General features: G+C 73.9%; 19 protein-coding genes and 1 riboswitch. Of the genes, 11 read left to right on the plus strand and 8 right to left on the minus strand.

Translation table 11 applies throughout. From position 1 onward, the window contains the following. Positions 1-32 precede the first annotated feature (32 nt). From ACZ3TI_RS03045 to ACZ3TI_RS03070, 6 genes are all read left to right on the plus strand, one after another. Positions 33-461 (plus strand): gamma-glutamylcyclotransferase family protein, encoded by a 429-nt coding sequence (locus ACZ3TI_RS03045; RefSeq protein ID WP_465722650.1) that lies wholly within the window; start codon positions 33-35, stop codon positions 459-461. A 192-nt stretch (positions 462-653) separates the two neighbouring features. Next, positions 654-1,892, plus strand: a complete 1,239-nt coding sequence (gene cbiE, locus ACZ3TI_RS03050; protein WP_465722652.1) for a precorrin-6y C5,15-methyltransferase (decarboxylating) subunit CbiE — start codon at positions 654-656, stop codon at positions 1,890-1,892. Beyond that, complete coding sequence (cobM, locus tag ACZ3TI_RS03055) at positions 1,889-2,650, plus strand: precorrin-4 C(11)-methyltransferase (RefSeq protein WP_465722654.1); 762 nt, start codon at positions 1,889-1,891, stop codon at positions 2,648-2,650. The genes cbiE and cobM overlap by 4 nt, the downstream gene beginning before the upstream one ends. Beyond that, positions 2,650-3,390 carry a cobalt-precorrin-6A reductase gene (locus tag ACZ3TI_RS03060; protein WP_465723318.1) on the plus strand — a complete coding sequence of 247 codons (741 nt, stop codon included), beginning with the start codon at positions 2,650-2,652 and terminating at the stop codon, positions 3,388-3,390. Before cobM ends, ACZ3TI_RS03060 begins: the two co-directional genes overlap by 1 nt. A 47-nt stretch (positions 3,391-3,437) precedes the next feature. After that, positions 3,438-3,743, plus strand: a complete 306-nt coding sequence (locus ACZ3TI_RS03065; protein ID WP_465722656.1) for a mycothiol transferase — start codon at positions 3,438-3,440, stop codon at positions 3,741-3,743. 137 nt (positions 3,744-3,880) lie between these two features. Then, positions 3,881-4,387, plus strand: a complete 507-nt coding sequence (locus ACZ3TI_RS03070; RefSeq protein ID WP_465722658.1) for a protein-tyrosine phosphatase family protein — start codon at positions 3,881-3,883, stop codon at positions 4,385-4,387. A gap of 45 nt (positions 4,388-4,432) precedes the next feature. Here the strand turns inward: ACZ3TI_RS03070 and ACZ3TI_RS03075 are convergent, their stop codons facing one another. Together ACZ3TI_RS03075 and ACZ3TI_RS03080 are read right to left on the minus strand one after the other, a co-directional pair. After that, positions 4,433-5,962 (minus strand): UDP-N-acetylglucosamine 1-carboxyvinyltransferase, encoded by a 1,530-nt coding sequence (locus ACZ3TI_RS03075; protein ID WP_465722662.1) that lies wholly within the window; start codon positions 5,960-5,962, stop codon positions 4,433-4,435. Between the two features lie 180 nt (positions 5,963-6,142). Further along, complete coding sequence (locus ACZ3TI_RS03080; RefSeq protein WP_465722664.1) at positions 6,143-7,333, minus strand: cobalt-precorrin-5B (C(1))-methyltransferase; 1,191 nt, start codon at positions 7,331-7,333, stop codon at positions 6,143-6,145. Between the two features lie 297 nt (positions 7,334-7,630). Between ACZ3TI_RS03080 and ACZ3TI_RS03085 the strand changes: the two genes are divergently transcribed. Continuing rightward, on the plus strand, positions 7,631-9,370 hold the full coding sequence (locus ACZ3TI_RS03085) for a TIGR03767 family metallophosphoesterase (RefSeq protein WP_465722666.1): 1,740 nt from the start codon (positions 7,631-7,633) through the stop codon (positions 9,368-9,370). A gap of 181 nt (positions 9,371-9,551) precedes the next feature. Here the strand turns inward: ACZ3TI_RS03085 and ACZ3TI_RS03090 are convergent, their stop codons facing one another. From ACZ3TI_RS03090 to ACZ3TI_RS03100, 3 genes are read right to left on the minus strand one after another with little or no spacing between them, the layout of a single operon-like run. After that, positions 9,552-11,072 carry a precorrin-2 C(20)-methyltransferase gene (locus tag ACZ3TI_RS03090; protein WP_465722668.1) on the minus strand — a complete coding sequence of 507 codons (1,521 nt, stop codon included), beginning with the start codon at positions 11,070-11,072 and terminating at the stop codon, positions 9,552-9,554. Further along, positions 11,069-11,695, minus strand: coding sequence for a precorrin-8X methylmutase (locus ACZ3TI_RS03095; protein ID WP_465722670.1), 627 nt, complete (start codon positions 11,693-11,695; stop codon positions 11,069-11,071). Before ACZ3TI_RS03095 ends, ACZ3TI_RS03090 begins: the two co-directional genes overlap by 4 nt. Next, entirely contained in the window at positions 11,692-13,056 is a 1,365-nt protein-coding gene (locus tag ACZ3TI_RS03100) for a hypothetical protein (protein WP_465722672.1), read from the minus strand. The genes ACZ3TI_RS03095 and ACZ3TI_RS03100 overlap by 4 nt, the downstream gene beginning before the upstream one ends. Before the next feature lie 213 nt (positions 13,057-13,269). Beyond that, positions 13,270-13,355, plus strand: a riboswitch (cobalamin riboswitch). A gap of 223 nt (positions 13,356-13,578) precedes the next feature. Here ACZ3TI_RS03100 and cobN point away from each other — a divergent pair. Both cobN and lnt read left to right on the plus strand, forming a co-directional pair. Beyond that, positions 13,579-17,217, plus strand: a complete 3,639-nt coding sequence (gene cobN / locus ACZ3TI_RS03105) for a cobaltochelatase subunit CobN (RefSeq protein WP_465722674.1) — start codon at positions 13,579-13,581, stop codon at positions 17,215-17,217. A 170-nt stretch (positions 17,218-17,387) separates the two neighbouring features. Continuing rightward, positions 17,388-18,995 (plus strand): apolipoprotein N-acyltransferase, encoded by a 1,608-nt coding sequence (gene lnt / locus ACZ3TI_RS03110; RefSeq protein WP_465722676.1) that lies wholly within the window; start codon positions 17,388-17,390, stop codon positions 18,993-18,995. Here lnt and ACZ3TI_RS03115 read toward each other — a convergent pair. Both ACZ3TI_RS03115 and ACZ3TI_RS03120 read right to left on the minus strand, forming a co-directional pair. Further along, complete coding sequence (locus ACZ3TI_RS03115; RefSeq protein ID WP_465722678.1) at positions 18,971-19,735, minus strand: VOC family protein; 765 nt, start codon at positions 19,733-19,735, stop codon at positions 18,971-18,973. The genes lnt and ACZ3TI_RS03115 overlap by 25 nt on opposite strands. Before the next feature lie 255 nt (positions 19,736-19,990). Further along, complete coding sequence (locus ACZ3TI_RS03120; protein ID WP_465722679.1) at positions 19,991-20,866, minus strand: AraC family transcriptional regulator; 876 nt, start codon at positions 20,864-20,866, stop codon at positions 19,991-19,993. 194 nt (positions 20,867-21,060) lie between these two features. Between ACZ3TI_RS03120 and ACZ3TI_RS03125 the strand changes: the two genes are divergently transcribed. Further along, positions 21,061-21,690: a GTP cyclohydrolase II gene (locus ACZ3TI_RS03125; protein ID WP_465722680.1), complete on the plus strand. Its 630-nt coding sequence runs from the start codon at positions 21,061-21,063 to the stop codon at positions 21,688-21,690. Between the two features lie 51 nt (positions 21,691-21,741). Here the strand turns inward: ACZ3TI_RS03125 and ACZ3TI_RS03130 are convergent, their stop codons facing one another. Further along, complete coding sequence (locus ACZ3TI_RS03130) at positions 21,742-22,806, minus strand: GNAT family N-acetyltransferase (protein WP_465722682.1); 1,065 nt, start codon at positions 22,804-22,806, stop codon at positions 21,742-21,744. Positions 22,807-23,028: 222 nt separating this feature from the next. On the opposite strand from ACZ3TI_RS03130, the gene ACZ3TI_RS03135 reads away from it, so the two are divergent. Further along, positions 23,029-24,351 carry a lipopolysaccharide biosynthesis protein gene (locus tag ACZ3TI_RS03135; RefSeq protein WP_465722684.1) on the plus strand — a complete coding sequence of 441 codons (1,323 nt, stop codon included), beginning with the start codon at positions 23,029-23,031 and terminating at the stop codon, positions 24,349-24,351. The last annotated feature ends 45 nt before the right edge of the window (positions 24,352-24,396 follow it).

Below are 24,396 nucleotides of genomic sequence, written 5' to 3' on the forward strand. Positions count from 1 at the left end.
CGTGGGCGCTCCCCGGCGAGGAGGTCGAACCCGTGTCCGCATCCGAGGAGGAGCTGCCCTTCTTCGTCTACGGAACCCTGCGCAGCGGCGGCCGCAACCACGCCGTGCACCTCGCCGGGCGCTGCGCCGACATCCGCCCGGCGGCCCTGGACGGCGCCGCGCTGCACGAGGGCCCCGGCTTCCCGTACGCGGTGCCCGACGTGACGCCCGGGCGCCGGATCGTGGGCGAGCTCATCACGGTACGCCCGGGCGCGTACGACGGCGCGCTGGCGGCCCTGGACCTGCTGGAGGAGTGCCGGGCGGACGGGACCGGGCTGTACGTGCGGCGGCGGATGGCGGTACGGACGGCGCCGGACGGCGGGCTCCGGGACGCCTGGGTCTACCTCGCCGGGCCGGATGCCGAGGCGCGGCTGCGCGAGCGGCCGGCGCTGATCGAGTCGGGGGACTGGGCGGACAGGTGACAGATTTCAAAATCTGAACGCTGAAAGTTGTCAGTTGAATGTTGTCAGTTGAATGTTGTCGGCCGACAGTTGTCCGCTGAACACTGTCAACCGAAAGCCGTTGCCCGTCACCTCCCCGCTACCCGCCCCGAACCGCCAGGTAGGCTGCCCCGGCCTGCAGGAACGCTGGACCGAACGACGAGGAGCCACCCGGTGCCCGAGCTGCCACCCACGATCACCGTCGTCGGGATCGGGGCCGACGGCTGGCCCGGCCTCGCCGCCACCTCCCGGGCCGCGCTGCGCGACGCCGAGGTGGTCGTCGGCGGCCCCCGCCAGCTGGACCTGCTCCCCCACGACGAGGTCACCGCCGAGCGCGTCCCCTGGCCGTCCCCGCTGCGCCCGGCCGTCCCCGGGCTGCTCGCCGCCCACGCCGAGCGCCGCGTCACCGTCCTGGCCAGCGGCGACCCGATGTTCTACGGCATCGGCCGCACCCTCGCCGAGACCGTCGGCGCCGACCGGCTGCGCGTCCTGCCGCACCCCTCCTCCGTCTCCATCGCCTGCGCCCGGCTCGGCTGGCCGCTGGAGGCCACCGAGGTGGTCAGCCTGGTCGGCCGTCCGCTGGACACCCTCGCGCTCGCCCTCCACCCCGGCCGCCGCCTGCTGGTGCTCAGCGCCGACGCCGCCACCCCCGCCGCCGTCGCCGCACTGCTCACCGAGCGCGGCTACGGCACCACCCGGCTGCGTGTGCTCGAGAAGCTCGGCCACGCCCGCGAGCGGCAGCTCCACGGCTCCGCCGACGGCTGGCCGCACCCGCCCGGCGACGCACTGAACCTCATCGCCGTCGAACTCGGCGACGGCCCCCGCGGCTCCCTCGTCCCCGGCCTTCCCGACGCCGCGTACGAGAGCGACGGCCAGCTCACCAAGCGCCACATCCGCGCCGCCACCCTCGCCACGCTCGCCCCCTGCCCCGGCGAGCTGCTCTGGGACGTCGGCGGCGGCTCGGGCTCGATCGCCATCGAGTGGCTGCGCGCGCACCGCGACTGCCGGGCCGTCAGCGTCGAGCGCGACCCGGTCCGCGCCGAGCGGATCGCCCGCAACGCCGCCGCGCTCGGCGTGCCCCGGCTGCGCGTGGTGACCGGCCCCGCCCCCGCCGCACTCGCCGAACTCCCCACCCCCGACGCCGTGTTCATCGGCGGCGGCCTCACCGCGCCCGGCCTGCTGGACAGTTGCTGGGCCGCACTGCGCCCGGGCGGCCGGCTGGTCGCCAATACCGTGACCCTGGAGTCCGAGGCCCTGCTCACCGAGTGGTACCGGCGCCACGGCGGCGAGCTCGTCAAGCTGGCCGTCGCCCACGCCGTCCCGGTGGGCGGCTTCACCGGGTGGCGCCAGGCCATGCCGGTCACCCAGTGGTCCGCCGTCAAGCCCGACACCCCCCAGGAGGACGCCTCGTGACCGTCTACTTCATCGGAGCCGGCCCGGGTGCCGCCGACCTGATCACCCTGCGCGGCCAGCGGATCCTGGCCCGCGCCGAGGTCTGCCTGTACGCCGGCAGCCTCGTCCCGCAGGAGCTGTTGGAGGAGTGCCCGGCCGGGGCCCGCCTGATCGACACCGCGCAGCTCAACCTGGACCAGATCATCGCCGAGACGGTCGCCGCCCACCGCGAGGGCAAGGACGTCGCCCGGCTGCACTCCGGCGACCCGTCGGTGTTCTCCGCCGTCGCCGAGCAGATGCGCCGGCTGGACGCGGCGGGCATCCCGTACGAGGTCGTCCCCGGCGTGCCCGCCTTCGCCGCCGCCGCGGCCGCGCTGAAGCGGGAGCTGACCGTGCCGACCGTCGGCCAGACCGTCATCCTCACCCGGATCGCCAAGCGCGCCACCCCGATGCCCGAGGGCGAGGACCTCGCCACCCTCGGCCGCAGTGGCGCCCTGCTGGTGCTGCACCTGGCCGCCGGGTACGTGGACGACGTCGTCGAGCAGCTGCTCCCGCACTACGGCGCCGACTGCCCGGCCGCCGTCGTCGCGATGGCCAGCCGCCCCGACGAGCTGGTGCTGCGCGGCACCGTCGGCGACATCGCCGAGCAGGTCAAGGCGGCGGGTGTGGTCCGCACCGCCGTCATCATCGTCGGCCGCACGCTCGCCGCCGAGCAGTTCCGCGACAGCCACCTCTACTCGGCGGACCGCGAGCGCCCGCACGAGTCCTGCGGGGCGTGATGCGCCACCTGCTCATCCTCGGCGGGACGACGGAGGGCCGGGAGCTGGCCGCCGCGCTCGACGGCCGCCCCGGCCTGCGGGTCACCAGCTCGCTGGCCGGCCGGGTCGCCCGACCCCGGCTGCCCGCCGGGGAGGTGAGGATCGGCGGCTTCGGCGGCCCGGACGGCCTGGCCGAGTGGCTGCGCGGCGAACGGGTGGACGCCGTCGTGGACGCCACCCACCCGTTCGCCGCCGGCATCTCGCAGAACGCCGCCCTCGCGGCCGCCGCCACCGGCGTGCCGCTGCTGGTCCTGCGCCGCCCGGGCTTCACACCCGTCGACGGGGACCGCTGGCTGCCCGTCCCCTCGCTCGCCGCCGCGGCCGACCTGCTGCCGCGGCGCGGGGAGCGGGTGTTCCTCACCACCGGCCGGCAGAGCGTCGCCGCCTTCGCCCACGTCGACGGGGTCCACTTCGTCTCCCGCTCGGTCGACCCGCCCGAGCCGCCGCTGCCGCCCTCCTTCGAAGTCCTGCTGGACCGCGGCCCGTTCACGGTCCACGGGGAGGAGAAACTGCTGCGCGCGCACGACATCGACATCCTGGTCACCAAGGACAGCGGCGGCGCCGCGACCGCGCCCAAGCTGACCGCCGCCCGCGGACTGCGGCTGCCCGTCATCATCGTGGAGCGTCCGCCGGTACCGGACGGCCTGCCGGTCGTACCGGACGTCGGGGGCGCGGTGCGCTGGCTGGAGCGGTCGGGCTGAGTGCGGCCCGTCCGGGCCATGCGCTCCGTGGGGTCCGTGCGCTCCGTGTGCTGGCACCCTCCGGGCTCTCCCTGCTCGGTCTGGTCCGGCACCTCGCCGAGGTGGAGCGCAGCTGGTTCCGCAACATCTTCGCCGACGAGGGCGTGCCCGGCTTCCGGAAGAACCCCGACGGCTCCTTCGCCGAGTTCGACGTCGAGACCGCCGACCCGGAGGAGGCCTTCGCGACCTGGCGCCGCGAGTGCGCCCACGCCCGGGAACTCGTCGCTGCCGCAGAGTCGTTGGACGTCCGGGGCCACTACGGCGAGGAGGTCTACTCGCTGCGCTGGATCCTCACCCACATGATCGAGGAGTAGGCCCGCCGCAACGGCCACGCCGACCTCCTGCGCGAACACCTCGACGGCACCGTCGGCGAGTAGCGCCACCGGGACCGGGACGGCACCGGAGCGGCAGGTCGGCACCGGAAGGGCGCGGCGGCACCGGAGGGAGCAGGATGCGCACCGGCCAGAAGGAAAGCGGCACCCCGGGGCCGTCGGCTCCCTGGAACGAGATCGTCCCCGGGTTGTGGATGGGCGGGCACTACTACACCCCGCCCGGCGGCGGGCGGGAACTCGCCGTCGTCCGCGACGAGTTCGACCTGGTGGTCAGCCTGTTCACACTCCGGGGCCACGGTCCGGCGGCGGGAGTGGAGCATGTCGTCCGCGAGGTGCCCGACGACCGGCTGTCCCCCGACCGGCTCCGGGCCGTGCAGGAGGCCGCGGAGCTCACGGCGGCGGCCGTCCGCGGGGGCCGCCGGACGCTGGTGCGCTGCCACTCGGGTTACAACCGCTCGGGCCTGGTGGTGACACAGGCGCTGGTCGGCCTCGGCCGGGAGACCGGCGAGGCGGTTCGGCTGGTGCGGGAGCGGCGGTCGCCCTGGGCGCTGAACAACCCGGTGTTCGTGGAGTACCTGAACACCGGGTTGGACGCCGCCATCCTGCTGGCCGGGCTCAACGAGTGAGGCTGGTCAGCAGGATGACGTGCCGTCAGCTGTGGGCGCGCCCGATCAGATGTCGCGGAAGGTCTCGATCTGGGCGCCGATCGAGTTGAGGCGCTCGGCGAGGTCCTCGTAGCCGCGGTTGATGACGTAGACGTTGCGCAGGACCGAGGTGCCCTGGGCGGCGAGCATCGCGAGGAGGATGACGACGGCCGGGCGCAGGGCCGGCGGGCACATCATCTCGGCGGCGCGCCAGCGGGTGGGCCCCTGGACCAGGACGCGGTGCGGGTCGAGGAGCTTGACGTCCGCGCCGAGCCGGGTCAGCTCGGTGAGGTAGATCGCGCGGTTGTCGTAGACCCAGTCGTGGATCATCGTGGTGCCGTGCGCGGCCGCGGCGATGGCGGCGAAGAACGGCACGTTGTCGATGTTGATGCCGGGGAACGGCATCGGGTGGATGGTGTCGATCGGCGCGGTCAGCTTGGAGGGCCGCACGGTGAGGTCGACCAGCCGGGTGTGGCCGTTGTGGGCCCGGTACTCGGGGGTGCGGTCGTAGTCGAGGCCCATGCCCTCGAGCACCGCGAGCTCGATCTCCAGGAACTCGATCGGCACCCGGCGGATCGTCAGCTCGGAGGAGGTGACGACGGCGGCGGCGAGCAGGCTCATCGCCTCCACCGGGTCCTCGGCCGGGGTGTAGTCGACGTCGCAGGTGATCTCCGGGACGCCGTGCACGGTGAGGGTGGTGGTGCCGATGCCCTCGATCTTGACGCCCAGCTCCTCCAGGAAGAAGCAGAGGTCCTGGACCATGTAGTTGGGCGAGGCGTTGCGGATGACGCTCACGCCGTCGTGGCGGGCGGCGGCCAGCAGGGCGTTCTCGGTGACGGTGTCCCCGCGCTCGGTCAGCACGATCGGGCGGTCCAGCGGGGCGCCCGGCTCGACCGAGGCGTGGTAGGCGCCGCCGGTGGTGGCGACCTCCAGGCCGAAGCGCCGCAGCGCGGTCAGGTGCGGCTGGACGGTGCGGGTGCCGAGGTCGCAACCGCCCGCGTACGGGATGGCGAAGTGCTCGGCGCGGTGCATCAGCGGGCCGAGGAACATCAGCACGCTGCGGGTGCGGCGGGCGGCCTCGACGTCCATCGCGGCGAGGTCCAGCTCGACCGGCGGGGTGAGTTCGAGGTCGCGGCCGTCGTTGATCCAGCGGCTCTTGACGCCGATGCTGGTGAGCACCTCGAGGATGCGGTAGACCTCCTCGATCCGGGCGACGCTGCGGATCGTGGTGCGGCCGGTGGTCAGCAGCGAGGCGCAGAGGATCGCGACGCAGGCGTTCTTGCTGCTGCGGACGTCGATCGCGCCGGAGAGGCGGGTGCCGCCGGCCACGCGCAGGTGCATCGGGCCGGAGTAGCCGAGGGAGACGATCTCGCTGTCGAGGGCTTCGCCGATGCGGGCGATCATCTCAAGGCTGACGTTCTGCTTGCCCTGTTCGATGCGGTTGACCGCGCTCTGGCTGGTGCCGAGTGCCTCGCCGAGCTGCGCCTGGGACCAGCCGCGGTGCTGGCGCGCGGTACGGATGAGGGTGCCGATACGGGTGAGGTAGTCGCCTGTCACCCGGCAGACCATATCTCATGGTTGAGATGGCGAAAGAATCAAGACCGGGCGCGGCGCCATCTTTGTCCGTTTCTCACCCCGTATGGGAGTCAGATCTTCACATCACCGCGCGATATTACTGAGCTTCCGCTGTACGGGCGCGGCACCCGACTCGACGCCCCCCGGGGGCGAGCAGTTCCCTCAGGGCCCCAGCGGTTCGGCCCGGCCGACGATGGTGCCCGCGCGGTCGATGCAGATGACGTCCACCGCGACCGGCGAGCCCAGCAGCACGCCGAGCGCCGTCGCCCGGGCCGCCTCGGCCACCAGGTCCCCGAGCGGAACACCCGCCGCGCGGCACAGCTGCACCGCCTCCAGGCCGGTGTTGGCCGCCGCCACCGCCGCGACCAGCGCCTCGTCCGCCCCGCCCTGCCGGGCCAGTCCCGCCAGATACCCCTTGTCCACCTGGGAGCGCGCCGAGTGCAGGTCCAGGTGGCCGGCCGCGAGCTTGGAGAGCTTGGCGAAGCCGCCCGCGATGGTCAGCCGGGGCACCGGGTGGCGCTTCAGGTATTTGAGCACGGCACCGGCGAAGTCGCCCATGTCCAGCAGCGCGTCCTCGGGCAGCCCGTGCACCGCGATCGCGACCTTCTCCGAGGTCGAACCGGTGCAGCCGGCCACGTGCGTGCGTCCCGCCGCCCGGGCCACGTCCACGCCGCGGCGGATGGAGTCGATCCAGGCCGAGCAGGAGTAGGGGACGACGATCCCGGTGGTGCCGAGGATCGACAGGCCGCCGAGGATGCCGAGCCGCGGGTTCCAGGTCGAGCGGGCGATCTCCTCGCCGTGGTCGACGGAGATCTCGACCACCACGTCCCCGCTGCCGCCGTGCTCGGCGGCCACCTCGGCGACCGCGTCCCGGATCATCTGCCGGGGCACCGGGTTGATCGCGGGCTCGCCGACGGGCAGCGGCAGACCGGCCTTGGTGACCGTCCCCACTCCGGGACCGGCCCGGAACACCACCCCGGCACCGGGCTCGCCTGGCCGCACGGTCGAGCGGATCAGCGCGCCGTGGGTGACGTCGGGGTCGTCGCCGGCGTCCTTGACCACCCCGGCCATGGCGCTGACCGGCCGGCGCCCCTCGGCGCCCAGCCCCTCGGCGCCCAGCCCCTCGGCGCCCAGCCCCTCGGCGGCGAGCCCCTCGGCGGCGAGCGCGAAGGCGGGCTGCTGGCCCTTGGGCAGGGTGATGACCACCGGGTCGGGGAACTCGCCGGTGAGCAGCGCGGTGTAGGCGGCCTTGGTGGCGGCGGTGGCGCAGGCGCCCGTGGTCCAGCCGTGCCGCAGACCGCTGCTCTTCAGCTGGCCGGCCCGGCCTCCCGCCTCGGCTCCCGCTGCGGCCACCTGCGCCTCACTCCCGACCACGTCCGAACACGCCCGACCCGGCCACCCCGGCCGTACCTGCAGATTCTCCCCCATCCGCCCCACCGCGCCGCGACCGGGGAGGAGCGCGGGGGCGCTGCGCACGGGCCGCCGACGGGACTGCGGCCGGAGTTCTCGAACTGTTCCATGCACCGCTCTCCCGCAACATGGCTACCAACGAGTAATCTGTCGCTCCGTTACTTAGCGGGTTCATGACGTGGTCCGGCAACCGGGACACCCGGCCGGGCCATCAGTATGTGGGGGTTTTCTGTGGCAGGAATGAGTCGGCGCACCTTCCTCACCGGTACGTCGGTGGCCGCCGCGTGGTCGGCCTTGTCGTTGGGCGGCGCGCAGTTCGCCTCGGCCGCGACGCGCGACCAGGCGCTGGCGACCACGGCCGCGCGGGCGGTCAAGGTCACCGGGACCACGCTGGAGCAGGTGGCCACGCCGGTCGGCACCGGCGGCTACAAGCGACTGACGGCCGGTCCGGGCTGGCCGTTGGTGGTGCGCGGCGAGCTGGCCGCGCCGAGCGCCGGACGGGACGACCGCCGTACCGGACTGGCCAGCTTCGTCCAGTTCAGCGACCTGCACCTGGTGGACACCGAGTCCCCGGTGCGCTTCGAGTACCTGGCCCGGTTCAACGGCAGCGCGTACCGGCCGCAGGAGGCCCTGAACGCCCGCGGCGTCTCGGCCCTCGTCGAGCGGGTCAACTCGCTCGACGGCGGCCCCTACACCGGGATGCCGTTCAGCATGGTGATGGCCACCGGTGACAACACCGACAACCACGAGCTCGCCGAACTCGACTGGTACCTCAAGGTCATGGGCGGCGGCCGGCTCGCCCAGAACACCGGCGACCCGACCCGCTACGAGGGCGTCCAGAACTCCGGCAACTCGGCTTATTGGAACCCCGAACTCTCCTACAACGACGGCTACAAGACGCTGGGCTTCCCGCAGGTCCCCGGGTTCCTCTCCGCCGCCGGGCGCCCCTTCGACGCGCCGGGCCTGCGCACGCCCTGGTACACGACGGTCGGCAACCACGACGACAGCATCGAGGGCTCGCTGCCCGACCTCGGGCTGCTCAACGACCTCTACACCGGCCAGTACAAGCTGGAGGGCTGCGACGACGCCACCGCCGCCCAGCTGATGGACTCGCTGCGCCGCGACCCGGCGGGCGCCGTGCTGCTGCTCGCCAAGCTGATAGCCGACGGCGAGGCGGTGCGCCGGATCACCCCGGACGAGCGCCGCAAGCCGTTCACGCTCAAGGAGTTCGCCAAGGCCCACCTGGACCCGACGGTCACCGGCGCGGGCCCGTACGGGCACGGCTTCACCTCGGACATGGTGAGCAGCGGCAAGCTCTACTACACCTTCCGCATCTCGGAGAAGGTGGTCGGCATCAGCCTGGACACCACCAACCAGGCCGGGTTCGCCGACGGTTCGCTGGGCACCGCGCAACTGCGCTGGCTGGAGCAGCAGTTGAAGGCGCACAGCGGGCACTGGTACGACACCAACGGGAACCGGGTGACGGGTGGCAGCACGGACGACGTGATCCTGCTCTTCAGCCACCACACCAGCACCTCGATGGGCAACCTGCTGCCGGACCCGCGGAACATCTTCGAGAAGCGGCACGACGGCAACGAGCTGGTGACGCTGCTGCAGCGCTACCCGAACGTGGTCGCGTGGGTGAACGGGCACACCCACATGAACAAGATCACGCCGCACGGCCACGCGGTGCCGGAGCGGGCGTTCTGGGAGATCAACACCGCCTCGCACATCGACTACCCGCAGCACGGCCGGATCATCGAGGTCGTGGACAACGGGGACGGCACGCTCTCCCTGTTCACCACGCTGATCGAGTCCTCCGCGCCGTACGGGACGGACTTCGGCAGCACCTCAGACGCCAACCTCGCGGCGCTCTACCGCGAGCTGTCGTACAACGACCCGAACGGGCGGGTGACGGCCCTGCTCGGCGCGGGCGAGGACCACAACACGGAGCTGGTCATCGCCAAGCCGACCCGGTGACGGGCCGGCGGCCGGCTGCCGGCTGGCGGCAGCTGACCGCTGACGGCTGACGGCTGACGGCTGACGGACAACAGCCGACCGCCGCGAACAGGAAACAAAAGACAGATGACAGCTGACAGATTTCGTAATCTGTCAGCTGTCATCTGTCATCCATCAGCTGTCGGTCGTCAGTCGCCCACCGTCACGCCTCCGGGTACCGGCGGGGCGTCCAGACGACCTCCACGCCGCCGCCGCGCTCGACCGCCCGGGTCTGCGAGGAGCCGATCAGCAGGATCGTCCGCATGTCGACCAGCGACGGGTCCAGCTCGCCGAGCCGGACGATCCGCACCCGCTCGGTCGGGCCGCCGACGTCGCGCGCCATGACCACCGGAGTCTCCGGCGCCCGGTACTCCAGCAGCAGGTCCCGGGCGAGGCCGACCTGGGTGGTGCGGGACTGCGAGCCGGGGTTGTACAGCGCCAGCACCAGGTCCGCCTCGGCGGCGGCGCGCAGCCGCGTGGCCACCGCGTCCCAGGGCTTGAGCCGGTCCGAGAGCGACACCGTCGCGTAGTCGTGCCCGAGCGGGGCGCCGGCCCGGGAGGCGGCCGCGTGCGCGGCGGTCATCCCCGGCAGGACCCGCACCGGGACGTCCCGGTAGGCCTCCTCGCAGGCGACCTCCAGCACGGCGGTGGCCATCGCGAACACGCCCGGGTCACCGGAGGAGACCACCGCGACCCGGTGCCCGCGCCGGGCGAGGTCCAGCGCGTACTCGGCGCGCTCCGACTCCACCTTGTTGTCCGAGCCGTGCCGCCGCTGCCCCGGGCGCTCCGGCACCCGGGCCAGGTAGGTGGTGTAGCCGACCAGGTCGGTGGCCTCGGCCAGGGCGCCGCGCGCCTCGGGGGTGAGCCAGAGCGGTCCGGCCGGTCCGGTGCCGACGACGGTCACGCTGCCCATGCCGTCCGACAGCCGCACCTCGGGCTCCAGCGGCGCGACCTTGCTCGGCAGCACCGCCACCGAGAAGTACGGCACCGTCTCGCCGTCGACCTCGGCGAGCGGCGCGATGCGCTCCCCCGCCATGAAGGCCCGCTCGACGTACTGGGCGTCGGCCAGCCGCCCGGCCCGCTCCAGGGCCCGGCGGACGGTCGGGAAGGTGCGACCCAGCTTCATGATCACGGCGGAGTCCGCTGCCGCGATCCGCGCCGTCAGCTCCTCCTCGGGCAGCGTGCCGGGGATGACGGTGAGCGTCTCCTCGGCCTCGGTCAGCGGCTGTCCGAGCCGGGCTGCCGCAGCGCTGACCGAGGTCACGCCGGGCACCACCTCGGTCGGGTAGCGGTGCGCGAGCCGCTTGTGCATGTGCTGGTAGGAGCCGTAGAAGAGCGGGTCCCCCTCGGCAAGGACGACGACGTCGCGCCCGGCGTCCAGGTGGGCGGCCAGCCGGGCGGCGGCCTCCTCGTAGAAGTCGTCCAGCGCGCCCCGGTAGCCGCCGGGGTGGTCGGTGGTCTCGACGGTGAGCGGGTAGACCAGCTTCTCCTCGATCTGGCCACCCGTCAGATACCGCTCGGCGATGGAGCGCGCGATGGAGCGGCCGTGCCGGGCACTGTGGTACGCCACCACGTCGGCTTTGCCGATGAGTTCGGCGGCGCGGACGGTCACCAGCGACGGATCTCCCGGGCCAAGCCCGACGCCGTACAGCCGTCCGACCGGGGATTCCTGATGAACGGTCACTCTTCTTCGCTCGCAATCGCGTTGATGGCGGCGGCGGCCATCGCGCTGCCGCCTCGCCGGCCGCGCACCACCAGGTGCTCCAGGCCGGACGGGTGCTCGGCCAGGGCCTGCTTGGACTCGGCGGCACCGATGAAGCCGACCGGGACGCCGATCACCGCGGCAGGCCGCGGCGCGCCCGCCTCGATCATCTCCAGCAGCCGGAACAGCGAGGTCGGCGCGTTGCCGACGGCGACCACCGCGCCCCCCAGCCGGGGCAGCCACAGCTCCATGGCGGCGGCGCTGCGGGTGTTGCCCATCGCGCGGGCGAGCTCGGGCACCGACGGGTCGGTGAGGGTGCAGACCACCTCGTTGTCGGCGGGCAGCCGCTTGCGGGTCACGCCGCTCGCGACCATGTTGACGTCGCAGAGAATCGGCGCACCGGCGTGCAGCGCGGCGCGCGCGGAGGCGACCACGCCGGGCGAGTACACCAGGTCCTCGACCAGGTCGACCATCCCGCAGGCGTGGATCATCCGCACCGCGACCTGGGAGACGTCCGCCGGAAGGGCGGCCAGATCGGCCTCCGCACGGATGGTGGCAAAGGACTGGCGGTAGATGGACGCGCCGTCCTTCTCGTACTCGATCACTTCGTGGTCCTCCTGGCCTCGGCGACCGCCTCGGCCATCTCCTCGTTCGTCACCTCGGCGGCCGTGGGCGCGGCCGCCGGTCCGTTCACCGTCACGCGGTAGCCGTGCCCCGTGGCGAGCACGTCCACCCATCGCCCGGCCGGGTGGCCGCAGCGCCGTTCACAGCCCGACCAGTGGACGGGCAGCAGCACGCCGGACGCCCCGTCGCCCGGGCTACCGCCGACGGCGTCCAGCGCCCGGGCCGCGTCCGAGCGGACGTCGGCGAGCGACCTGGCACACCCTGGCAGCCCGGTGCAGGCGGTGGCCCGCTCCCAGGGCGAGCCCGGCTCGGTACGGAATCCGGCCTCGGCGAGCCCGGGCAGCCGGTCGGCCGGCGCACCCGGCAGGACCACACCGCGCCAGGGCGTCAGCCGCAGCCCACCAGCGGAAGCACCGGAACCGCCGGAAGTACCGGGACCCCCGGAATCAGCGGAAGTACCGGAAGCAGCCGACGCGGCGACCAGCGCCCGCCACTGCGCGGCGCTCGCGCGCCCGAAGCGCAGGCCCACCGAGAGCCCGCCGGGCAGCACGCCCACGGCGGGCGCCGCACCGGTGAAGGCGGGCAGCGGCACCGGGCCGTCCGGCAGCAGGTCGGGCACCTCGCGCAGGTGCCAGGCCTTGCGCCCGCTGGTCCGCAGCGCGTCCAGGAAGGAGCGGGCCGCCTCCAGCACGGCCGTCACCTCCCGTCCGGCCTCGACCGGGTGCCCATGGCCGGAGCGCCCGAGGCGCAGCACGGCGGGCCGGTCCGGGTCAGCGGCGGTGGCGCCCCGTGAAGGTGAGCCTGCGATCAATGTCACATCGGCGTCGAGCGCGGCGACGTCGCCCCGCCCGTCGTCCAGCGCGAACAGGAACTTGCCGGAGAGCCCGGCCGCCCAGTCGCTCGCGCACAGCCGCGCGTCCAGTTCCCGTACCCAGGCCTGGACATCGGCGGAGGGGGCGCCGTCCAGCCCCGCCAGCGGCGAGGCGACGATGTTGCGGACCCGCTCATGGGTGTCCGAGGGCAGCAGGCCGACGGCGCGCAGCCGCTCGGCGAGTTCCGCCCCGCACTGCGCGGCCAGGCCGCGCAGTTGGACGTTGCCGCGCGAAGTGGTCTCCAACTCCCCGTCGCCCAGGGCCTCGGCGGCCTCGGCCAGTGCGAGCGCCTGACGGTCCGTCAGCAGCCCTCCGGGCAGGCGGATCCGGGCCAGGGCGCCGTCGTCGGCGGGGTGCAGACGCAGTGCCCCGGGGCAGGCGTCCGCGCGCCCCCGGTCGGGCACCTCCCGGTCGGGCACGGCGGCGCCCGGCGCGGTGGCGTCGGGTGTCGGTGGCATGGCGGCGAGCATACAGATGATCCGATCGGTTGCCTCCGTCCGCTGCATCACACTCCGGCGCACCCGCCGCACGCGCCGGGCGGGCGTCCCGGGGCGGCGGAGCCCGTGCACCGAGCAGCCGGAGCGCGCGGCCGAAAGCTCACTCTCCCCCAGGTCAGCCGCACCCCGTACGATGCTGGGCGGACGGTCCCGGCGGACCGTCCGCACGCCAGCGACGGCGCAGGGGAGGAAACCGGTGCAAGCCCGGTGCGGTCCCGCCACTGTGACCGCGGTTCACCGGGAAGCCGGTCGGCCGCGGGAGCCAGGAACTCCTGCCGTCCTCCACCGGCCCGGGGCGCGGACCCCGAGGAAGGCAGAAATGCACCAGCGCTGTCGCATGCCCGCGCACGCGTCCACGGCCGTCGGCACCACGGCCGACCCGGCCCGAACGACGGCCGACCCGGCCCGCACCACGGCCCACCGGGCCCGAACGACGGCCGCTCAGGCCGATTCCACGGCCGTCCCGGCCACCGACGAGGCCGGGAGGGCCTTCGCATGATCCTGCTGCTGTCGACGTCCGACACCGACCTGCTCAGTGCCCGCGCTTCCGAGGGCCCGGTGCGCTACCGGCTCGGCAACCCGGCCCGGCTCACCCCCGAGGACCTGCCCGCGCTGCTGGAGGGCACCGACCTCGTCGTGGTCCGCCTGCTCGGCGGGCGCCGCGCCTGGCAGGAGGGCCTGGACGCGCTGCTGGCCGGCCCCCGCCCGGTGGTGGTGCTGACCGGTGAGCAAGCCCCCGACGCCCAGCTGATGGAGCTGTCCACCGTCCCGGCCGGCATCGCCGCCGAGGCGCACGCCTACCTCGCCCACGGCGGCGCGGCCAACCTGGCCGAGCTGGGCGCCTTCCTCTCCGACACCGTGCTGCTGACCGGCCACGGCTTCGCCCCGCCCGCCTCCGCGCCCGCCTGGGGTCCGCTGGAGCGCGAAGCCCGTACGACCGAGGGCCCGACGGTCGCGGTGCTCTACTACCGCGCCCACCACATGAGCGGCAACACCGCCTTCGTGGAGACGCTCTGCCGGGCCGTCGAGGACGAGGGCGCCCGGGCCAAGGCCTACTACTGCGCCTCGCTGCGCGGCGCCGAGCCGGAGCTGCTGGCCGCGCTGGGCGAGGCCGACGCGATCGTCACCACCGTGCTCGCGGCCGGCGGCACCCGCCCGGCCGACGCGCAGGCCGGCGGCGACGAGGAGGCCTGGGACGCGGGCGCGCTGGCCGCGCTGGACCGCCCGATCCTGCAGGCGCTCTGCCTGACCTGGTCGCGCGCGCAGTGGGAGGCCAGCGACGACGGCCTGTCCCCGCTGGACACCGCCACCCAGGTCGCCGTGCCGGAGTTCGACGGCCGCCTGATCACCGTCCCGTTCTCCTTCAAGGAGCTGGACGAGGACGGCCTGACCGTCTACGCCGCCGACCCGGAGCGCGCCGCCCGCGTCGCCGGCACCGCCGTCAGCCACGCCCGGCTGCGGTACGTCCCGGCCGCCGAGCGCCGCCTCGCGCTCGTGCTGTCCGCGTACCCGACGAAGCACGCCCGGGTCGGCAACGCCGTCGGCCTGGACACCCCCGCGAGCGCCGTCCGCCTGCTGCACCGGCTGCGCGAGGAGGGCATGGACCTCGGCGACGACCTGCCCGGCCTGGACGACGCCGCCGGGGACGGGTCCGAGGACGGACCCGGGGGCGGACACGAGGGCGACGCGATCATCCACGCCCTGATCGCGGCCGGCGGCTACGACCAGGACTGGCTCACCGAGGACCAGTTGGCCCGCAACCCGGTGCGCATCCCCGCCGCCGACTACCGCCGCTGGTACGCCACCCTCCCGCAGGCGCTGCGCGAGCAGGTCGAGGAGCACTGGGGTCCGGCGCCCGGCGAGCTGTACGTCGACCGCTCGCAGAACCCGGACGGCGACATCGTGCTGGCCGCGATCCGCTCCGGCAACCTGCTGGTCCTGATCCAGCCGCCGCGCGGCTTCGGCGAGAACCCGGTCGCCATCTACCACGACCCCGACCTGCCGCCGAGCCACCACTACCTGGCCGCCTACCGCTGGATCGAGGCCGCGCAGGAGGACGGCGGCTTCGGCGCCCACGCCGTGATCCACCTCGGCAAGCACGGCAACCTGGAGTGGCTGCCCGGCAAGACGGCCGCGCTGTCCGCCGAGTGCGGCCCGGACGCCGTCCTCGGCAACCTCCCGCTGGTCTACCCCTTCCTGGTCAACGACCCGGGCGAGGGCACCCAGGCCAAGCGCCGCGCCCACGCCACCCTGGTCGACCACCTCGTGCCGCCGATGGCCCGCGCCGACTCCTACGGCGACATCGCGCGCCTGGAGCAGCTGCTGGACGAGCACTCCAACATCGCCGCGATGGACCCGGCCAAGCTGCCCGCCATCCGCGCGCAGATCTGGACCCTGATCCAGGCCGCCAAGCTCGACCACGACCTCGGTCTGGACGAGCGCCCCGAGGACGACGGCTTCGACGACTTCCTGCTGCACGTCGACGGCTGGCTCTGCGAGGTCAAGGACGCCCAGATCCGCGACGGCCTGCACGTCCTCGGCCAGGCGCCGACCGGCACCGACCGGGTCAACATCGTGCTCGCCATCCTGCGCGCCCGACAGATCTGGGGCGGCGTCAGCGCCCTGCCCGGCCTGCGCGAGGCGCTCGGCCTGGACGAGGCTGCGCTGACCCTCGGCGCCACCGACGCCGCCGAGGCCAAGGCCCGCGCCCTGGTCGAGGCGATGGAGGCGGAGGACTGGGCGCCCGAGGCGGTCGAGAAGGTCGCCGCCGGGCTGCCGGAGGCCGTCCACGACGTGCTGGCCTTCGCCGCCACCCAGGTGGTGCCGCGCCTGGCCGCGACCACCGACGAGCTGGACGCCGTGCTGCACGCGCTGCAGGGCGGCTTCGTCCCCGCCGGGCCCTCCGGCTCCCCGCTGCGCGGTCTGGTCAACGTGCTGCCGACCGGCCGCAACTTCTACTCCGTCGACCCGAAGGCCGTCCCCAGCAAGCTCGCCTGGGAGACCGGGCAGGCGCTCGCCGCCTCGCTGATCGAGCGGTACACCGCCGACAACGACGGCGCCTACCCGCCCTCGGTCGGGCTCTCGCTCTGGGGCACCAGCGCGATGCGCACCGCCGGCGACGACATCGCCGAGGCCTTCGCCCTGCTGGGCGTGCGCCCGGTCTGGGACGACGCCTCGCGCCGGGTCACCGGTCTGGAGCCGATCCCGCTCGCCGAGCTGGGCCGCCCGCGCATCGACGTGACGCTGCGCATCTCCGGCTTCTTCCGTGACGCCTTCCCGCACGTGGTCGCCCTGCTGGACGACGCGGTGCGCCTGGCCGCCGCCCAGGAGGAGGCCGACGCGGACAACTTCGTGCGGGCGCACGTCCAGGCCGACCTCGCGGTCCACGGCGACGAGCGCAAGGCCACGGTCCGCGTCTTCGGCTCCCGCCCGGGCACGTACGGGGCGGGCCTGCTCCAGCTGATCGACAGCCGCGACTGGCGCACCGACGCCGACCTCGCCGAGGTGTACACGGTCTGGGGCGGCTACGCGTACGGCCGCGGGCTGGACGGGCGGCCGGCCCGCGAGGAGATGGAGACCGCGTACAAGCGGATCACCGTCGCCGCCAAGAACACCGACACCCGCGAGCACGACATCGCCGACTCGGACGACTACTTCCAGTACCACGGCGGCATGGTGGCCACCGTCCGTGCCCTCACCGGCAAGGCGCCGACCGCCTACATCGGCGACTCCACCCGCCCGGAGACGGTCCGCACCCGGACGCTGACCGAGGAAGCCGCCCGCGTCTTCCGCGCCCGTGTGGTCAACCCGCGCTGGATCGAGGCGATGCGCCGCCACGGCTACAAGGGCGCCTTCGAGATGGCCGCGACGGTCGACTACCTGTTCGGCTACGACGCCACGACGGGCGTGGTCGCGGACTGGATGTACGAGAAGCTGACCCAGGAGTACGTGCTCGACCCGGTCAACCGGGAGTTCCTCGCGGGCGCCAACCCGTGGGCGCTGCACGGGATCAGCGAGCGCCTGCTGGAGGCGGCGAGCCGCGGGCTGTGGGAGCAGCCTGACCCGGAGCTGATCGCGCAGCTGCAGGCCGCGTTCCTGGAGACGGAAGGGGACCTGGAGGGCGGCGAGGGCTGAGGGTCCAGCGCTCGGACAGCCGTTCGGGCAGCCGCTCAGGCGGCTGTTCGGGCGGCCGTTCGGGCGGCCGTTCGAAAGGTGGGTCGCCACCTCACTGTTGGTGCACCCGTCGTCCATTCGGGTGACGGGCGCACTGGTGGCGCAGGCCGTCCAAGCGGACAATACGGGGCATGCCGCGCCGCATCGCTCCCACCAGCCCAGCCCTGAGCACGACCCCCGCGGACCGGGCGGGGGAACCGGCGCAAGCCCGGCAACGGGAGGCGCACGCGCCGCACCGGTACCGGGCGCGGTGCGGGGCGCTGGCGGCCGGGGCGGTGCCGGTGCTCGCGTTCCCGGCGCCCGGGCAGGCCTGGCTGGCGTGGGTCGCGCTCGTCCCCGGGCTGCTGCTGATGCAGCGGGCCCCCGGCGGGCGGGAGGCGGCGGTGCGCGGGTGGTGGTTCGGGGCCGGGTTCATCCTGACCGCGATGTACTGGCTGGTGCCGTCCATCGGGCCCGGACTGCCGGTGCTCGCCGTGCTGTTCGGGGCGCTGCAGGGCGCCGTCGGGTACGCCGTGCACCAGCTGCTGCGCCCGCCGCTGACCGCCCGTCGGGCACTGCTCGCGCTGCTGGTCGTCCCCGCGGTCTGGGTGTCCGCCGAGTACGCGCGCTCCTGGCCGGCGCTGGGCGGACCGTGGGCACTGCTCGGCGCCACCCAGTGGCAGCACCCAGCGATCCTCGGGCTGGCCTCGACGGGCGGGATCTGGCTGGTCAGCGCGGCGGTGGCGGCGGTGAACACCGGGGTGCTGATCGCGCTGACCGCGGCGCACTGGCGGCCCCGGGCCGTCGCCGCGTCGGCGGCGGTGCTGGCGCTGGCCTCCGGTCCGGCACTGTTCGCGTTGCGCGAGGCGCCCGTCGGGGCGGGAGCCGTCACGGTGGCGCTGGTCCAGCCCGGCATCGTCGAGGACCCGCAGGCCCGGTTCGACGCGAGCGCGCGGGCCACCGCCGCGCTGGTCGGACAGCCGGTGGACCTGGTGGTCTGGGGCGAGAGCAGCACCACCGCCGACCTCGACCACGACCCGGCCGCGCTGGACGCGCTGCGCACACTCGCCGCGACCACCGGTGCCCGGATCATCGCCGGGGAGGACGCGCGCAAGGCGGACGGGCGGATCTCCAAGGACGCGGTGCTGATCTCCCCGACGGGCGTGCTGGACCGCTACCGCAAGATCCGGCTGGTGCCGTTCGGCGAGTACATCCCGCTGCGGCCGGCGCTCGGCTGGATCGCCGGGGTCAGCCGGGCGGCGGGCGAGAACCGGGCGCCCGGCACCGCGTTCCACCTGCTTCCGGCCACCGACCGAACGGGCGCGCCGCTGCCGGTCGGGGCGCTGATCTGCTTCGAGTCGGCCTTCCCCGACATGGCCCGCACCGCCGCGCGGGACGGCGCCCGGGTGCTGGTCTACCAGTCGTCGACCTCGACCTTCCAGCGCACCTGGGCGCCCGAGCAGCACGTCTCGCTGGCGGCGATCCGGGCCGCCGAGACCGGGCGGCCGGCCGTCCAGGCTTCGCTCACCGGCGTCTCGGCCGCCTTCGACGCGCAGGGCCGGGAGCTCGCCCGGCTCGGCACCGACGGCACCGGAGCGCTGACCGTCCGCCTGCCGCTCACCGCGCCCGGGACGCTGACCTGGTACGACCGCGTCGGCGACGTGGTGCCGGCGGGGGCGCTGCTGGTCGCGGCGGGAGCCGGGGTGGCGGCGGTGGTGGCGCGGCGGCGCGCGGCTCAGTCCTCCGCGGGGGCCCGGTAGATGCCGAACGCGGCGCCCTGCGGGTCGCGCAGAACGGCGATCCGTCGACCGCCCGGCATGGAGTAGGCGGGCATCAGCACGCCCCCGCCCAGGGCGACCGCCCGGTCGACGGTGTTGTCGACGTCCGCGCACGAGAAATACGGCAGCCAGTGCGGCGGCACCTCCGGCGGGAAGCCGTCGTCCATCGTCAGCATGCCGCCGAAGTCCTGCCCGGCCAGGCCCCACTGGGTGTAGTGCTCGGACGGGGCGACGGACCAGCCGAAGACCGCCGGGTAGAACTCGGCGGAGCCGGCCGGGTCGCGGGTGAGCAGCTCCACCCAGCCCAGCGACCCGGGCTCGTTGAACACCCCGGCGCCCCGGAAGGCGCGGGCCTGCCAGAGGATGAAGACCGCGTGGGAGCGGTCCGCGGCGACCGCGAAGCGGCCGTGGTCGAGTACGTCGGTGGGCTCCTTCAGCAGGCTGCCGCCGGCTTGCTCGATCCTGGCCGCGGTGGCGTCGGCGTCGGCGACCGCGAAGCAGACCGTCCAGGCCGTCGGCTGCTGCGGCCCGTAGCGCGGGGTGATCGCGGAGACCGGGGTGTCCGCCAGGAGCATCTGCGCGTAGTCGCCGCCCTCGGGGCGCGCGCTGTCGTCCTCGCGCCAGCCGAACAGCTCGCGGTAGAAGGCCCGGGCGGCGGCCGGATCGGAGGTGCCCAGCTCGACCCAGCAGGGGGCGCCAGTGGTCACGGAGGTCTGCTTCATGGCTTCGGTTCTCCCGCTCGTTCTCGACCCCCGCGCCCTCCCCGCCCAGGATGCGGGGCGGGATGGACCGGGGGCGGGCGCTGGTGGGCCGAACGGGGGGCGAACAGATGACAGCTGACGGATGACAGATTTCGAAATCTGTCATCCGTCAGCTGTTCGCTGTCATCTGTTCGCTGTCATCCGTCAGCGTCAGGCCGTCAGGCCGTCAGGCCGTCAGCCGTCAGCCGTTCGCTGCCGGCCGGCAGCGGGCGACCGTCAGCTCCGCAGAGCCCGCGTCACCGGGATCCAGAGCTCCGCCTCGGCGTCGCCCGTCCCCGGGACGAAGCGGGTCTTCAGGATCTCCGGGCCCGGGCGGGCCTCGTACGGGTTGGACGGGAACCACTGGCTGGCCACGTCCCCCCACATCGCCTGCAGCGCCTGCGGGAACGGACCCTTGTTGCTGAACACCGCCCAGGTGCCGGCCGGCACCTCCAGGACGTCCAGGTCCTCCGGGACGACGGCGTCCTCCCGCGCCACCACCGCGTGCCAGTAGGTGAGTTGGGACCCTTCCTCGCGGTTGGGCGAGAAGTCGTCGCTCACCGACACGATGCCGACCGGGTCCTTGCCGGTGAGGGCCGCGATCCGCTCGACGGTCTCCTTGCCGAGCCCCTTGATGAACTCCGCGATCTCCGGGTTGATCCCCTGGTAGATCAGGGTGACCCTGGCCTTCTTGCCGACGATCCGGAAGTCCGGCTTCTCGACGAGGCGGTATTCCATGCTACTGCTCCCTTTCACGACGAGCCGGAAGGACATCCGGGGCTGGGAGACGAGCACCGCGCCGTCGCGCCGGGCCTCCCCCGGCCCGACCCCGTGCATCGCCCGGAACGCCCGGGCGAACGCCTCGCCCGAGGTGTACCCGTACCGGACCGCGACGTCGAGCAACGTCCGCTCGCCGTCGAGGACTTCGGCCCCCGCGACGGTCAGCCGCCGGCGCCGCACGTACTCCGACAGCGGCATCCCCGCGAGCATCGAGAACAGCCGCCGGAAGTGGTACTCCGACGTCATCGCGATCCGCGCCAGCTCGGCCGCGTCGACCTCGCCGTCCAGGTGCCGCTCGATGTGCTCCATCGCCCGGTTCAGGTGCTCCAGCACGCCGTCCCCGCCCTTCCTCGTTGATCACCACCGTAGGAAGGATCCACCTTGCCGTACCCGACAATCGGTGCCCGCTCCGGTCGGGTGGTGATCACCGCTCACGCCCCCCAGTTGTTCAAATTGGAACAACCGAGTACGGTCGACACCCGATCCATCCGGATCTCGGTCCACCTCTGATCGACGAAGGCCCGCCCATGCCTCAACCCGGCTCCGCCACGGTGCGCTCGCGCGTGCGCATCCCGCTGACCTTCCCCGACGGCTACCACGCCGACGCGGAGGTCTTCACCTTCCACGGCCTCGCCGACGGCGCCGAACACCTGGCGCTCGCGCTCGGTACGGTCCCCGAGGGCGGGACGCCGCTGGTCCGGCTGCACTCCGAGTGCCTGACCGGCGACGTCTTCGGCTCGGACCGCTGCGACTGCGGGCCGCAGCTGCGCGAGTCGGTGGAGCGGATCGGCGAGGCCGGCGGGTACCTGCTCTACCTGCGCCAGGAGGGCCGGGGCATCGGGCTCTACAACAAGCTCGACGCGTACGCCCTGCAGGACTCCGGGCTCGACACGTACGACGCCAACACCGCGCTCGGCCTGCCCGAGGACGGCCGGGACTACACCGCCGCCGCCCAGATGCTCGCCGCACTCGGCACCACGGGCATCGACCTGCTGAGCAACAACCCGGACAAGGCGGCGCAGTTGGGCGACCTCGGGATCACCGTGCGGCACCGGGTGCCGACGGGCGTGCACCTGTCGGCGAGCAACATCCGGTACCTGAAGGCGAAGGTGGAGCGGACGGGGCACTCGATCGAACTCTCCCGGCTGGTCGGCTGAGTTTCCTACCGGAGAGGCTCCCGGGCCCTAGGGGTGTCTGACAGACACGCCCTAGGCGTCCCGGAAGCCGATGAGCCGTTTGACCGCGCCGCGCAGCCGGCGGTCCGCCGCCGTCAGCGGAAGCCGCTCGCGGTAGTACGCCGGGCAGGCCACCGGGCGCGCGCCGAAGCTCTGCTTGAACCCGGCCAGCGAGGAGTCGGGCCTGGCGTCGCCCATGTCGTAGCAGCGGCTCCCGGCCGCGCACGCGTCCTCGACGGCGAGCCGGTGCAGCAGGTGGTTGGCATGCGCCGGGTGTGCCAGGCGCCGATCCATCGCTCCGCGCCAGTACTTGGTGTGGGTGCCGTGCCGCAGCACGACGATCGCGGCGGCCGGCTCCCCGCCGCAACGGGCCAGCCAGATCGCGCAGGAGGTGCCGAAGCGCTCGGCGACCGCCTCCAGCAGGCGCGGTGGCTCCTCGCGCCGACGGCGCCACCGGGCCAGGGCCAGCGGCTCGTGCTGTTGCTCGGCCCAGCGGGCCACCGACTCCTGGTAGAGGCGCTGGAACTGCGGCACCAGCCGCCCGGTCCGGTCCACCTCCACCTCGACCCCCTCGCGTTCGGCCCGCCGCACGCCCCGGCGCACCTGCTGGCGGAAGCGGTGGGCCCAGACCTCCTCGAATCCGCCCTCCAGGTCGAGCACGTAGGTCGTACGGTCGACCGGCACGAAGGAGCCCGGCAGGGCCTCGTCCCAGACCGGTTCGGCCCCGGGGCCGAACCGCACGGCCACCCGCAGGGCGGGCCGGTCCGCGAGGTCGTCGAGGACGAGCCGGGCCTGCCGCGCGTCCGGTGCGCCGTCCGGCACGACGGCACCCCCCACGCCCCACCCGGGCCAGGACTCCTCGGTCAGCAGCCGCGTCGCCCAGCGCCGGTGCCGGACCAGCGGGACGAGGACCTGCCGACCGTCGGGGAAGCGGTACAGCCGGCTCGCGTCCTCCCACGGCCAGGCCTCGCAGAGGCAGTCGAGCCAGGTCGGCGTCTGCGTCACCAGCGCACCGCCGTCGCGCTCGACCAGCTCCCACCACAGCTCGCGCGGCGCCGGACTGGTCACCTCGACACCGCCCGGAAGCGTCCTGGGCATCGTGCGCCGGCTCCTCTCCGGTCGATGGCCGATCCGCCGACGGCCGATCGCCGATCGCCGATCGCCGATGGCCGATCCGCCGAGGTCCCGACTCCCAGGCTAGGCCCGCCCGGCGGGGGCAGCGCAGCCGGGCGTCGAGCGCGGGTCGGGTCATAAAATGGGCAGGCCGGCCCGTACCGGCTGCGGGCCGCGTCCGAACCGGGGTGGGGACGGGAGCTGCTGGTGGTGAGCAACGGGGCCGGTACGTCCGCCGCCGTCCTCCGGTCGGTGCGGACGAAGGGCAGGGCGCTCCTCAGCTCCGCCAAGGGCTACGACCCGCTGCTGCGCAACGCGCACCTGCTGACCCTCAGTTCGCTCCTGACCTCCGCCATCGGCGCCCTGTACTGGGCGCTGGCCGCGCACTGGTACAGCCCGGCCACCGTCGGCCGGAACTTCGCCGCCGTCGCCGCGATGATGTTCCTCGGGGGGGTGGGCCAGCTCAACCTCGCCAACGCCATGGTGCGTTTCCTGCCCTCCGCCGGTAAGCGCACCGGGCGGCTGGTGGGGCTGGCGTACCTCACGGCCACGACGGTCACCCTGGTGTTCGCCGCCGGGCTGGTGCTGCTGATCCCCGTGGTCTCGCCCGGGCTCGACTTCCTGCACTCCTGGGCGCTGGGCCCGGTCTTCGTCATCGCCACCGCCGGCTACGCCCTCTTCAACCTGCAGGACGGCGTCCTCACCGGCCTCCGCCGGGCGGACTGGGTGGCTCTGGAGAACGGGCTCTTTTCGCTCGAGAAGACCGGGCTGCTGGTGCTGTTCGCCGCCGTCGGCGCGCAGAACGGGATCCTCGCCTCCTGGATGGTCGGGCTGGCGCTCGCGCTCGCGGTCACGAACACCTACGTCTTCGGCCGCGCCCTGCCCCGGCACGAACGGATCCCGCCCAAGGCCCGCGCGGACACCTCGGCACCGACCTTCGGCTACCTCGCCGCGGACTACGTGGGCGCGATGTGCTGGCTGGCGGCGGTCAACCTACCCCCCGTGATGGTGCTCAACCGCCTCGGCGCCGCCGACAGCGCGTACTTCTCGCTGGCCTGGATGGTGCCGTTCGCGCTGTACTGCTTCAGCTCCAACATGGGCTACTCGCTGGTCGTGGAGTCCGCGCGGGACATCGCCAGGCTCGAGGACTACCGGCGGGTGCTGCGGCACTCCGGCCGGGTGCTCGTGGCGGCGGTCGTGCTGCTGGTCGCCGTCGCGCCGTGGGCGCTGCGGCTGTTCGGCCACGACTACGCCGACCACGGCACGGTCGTCCTGTGGCTGCTCGCCCTCTCCGCGCTGCCGAACCTGCTCAACACCACGGTCGTCGCGCTGTCCCGGGCCCGGCGCCGGATGGGCGTCGTGGTGGGCGTGCTCGGGGGGCTCTCGCTCCTCGTGCTGGCGCTGACCGCGCTGCTGCTGCCGCCGCTCGGCATCACCGGCGCGGGCGCGGCGTGGCTGATCGGGCAGACCGTCGTGGCGGCCGTGCTGCTCTGGCGCCGCTCCTGGTGGCTGCCCGCCCCGCCGCGGTGACGGGTCCCACCGGACCGGGGAGCGCCGCCCCTCGGCAGGGCCGCT

The organism is Kitasatospora sp. NPDC023120 (assembly GCF_055560835.1).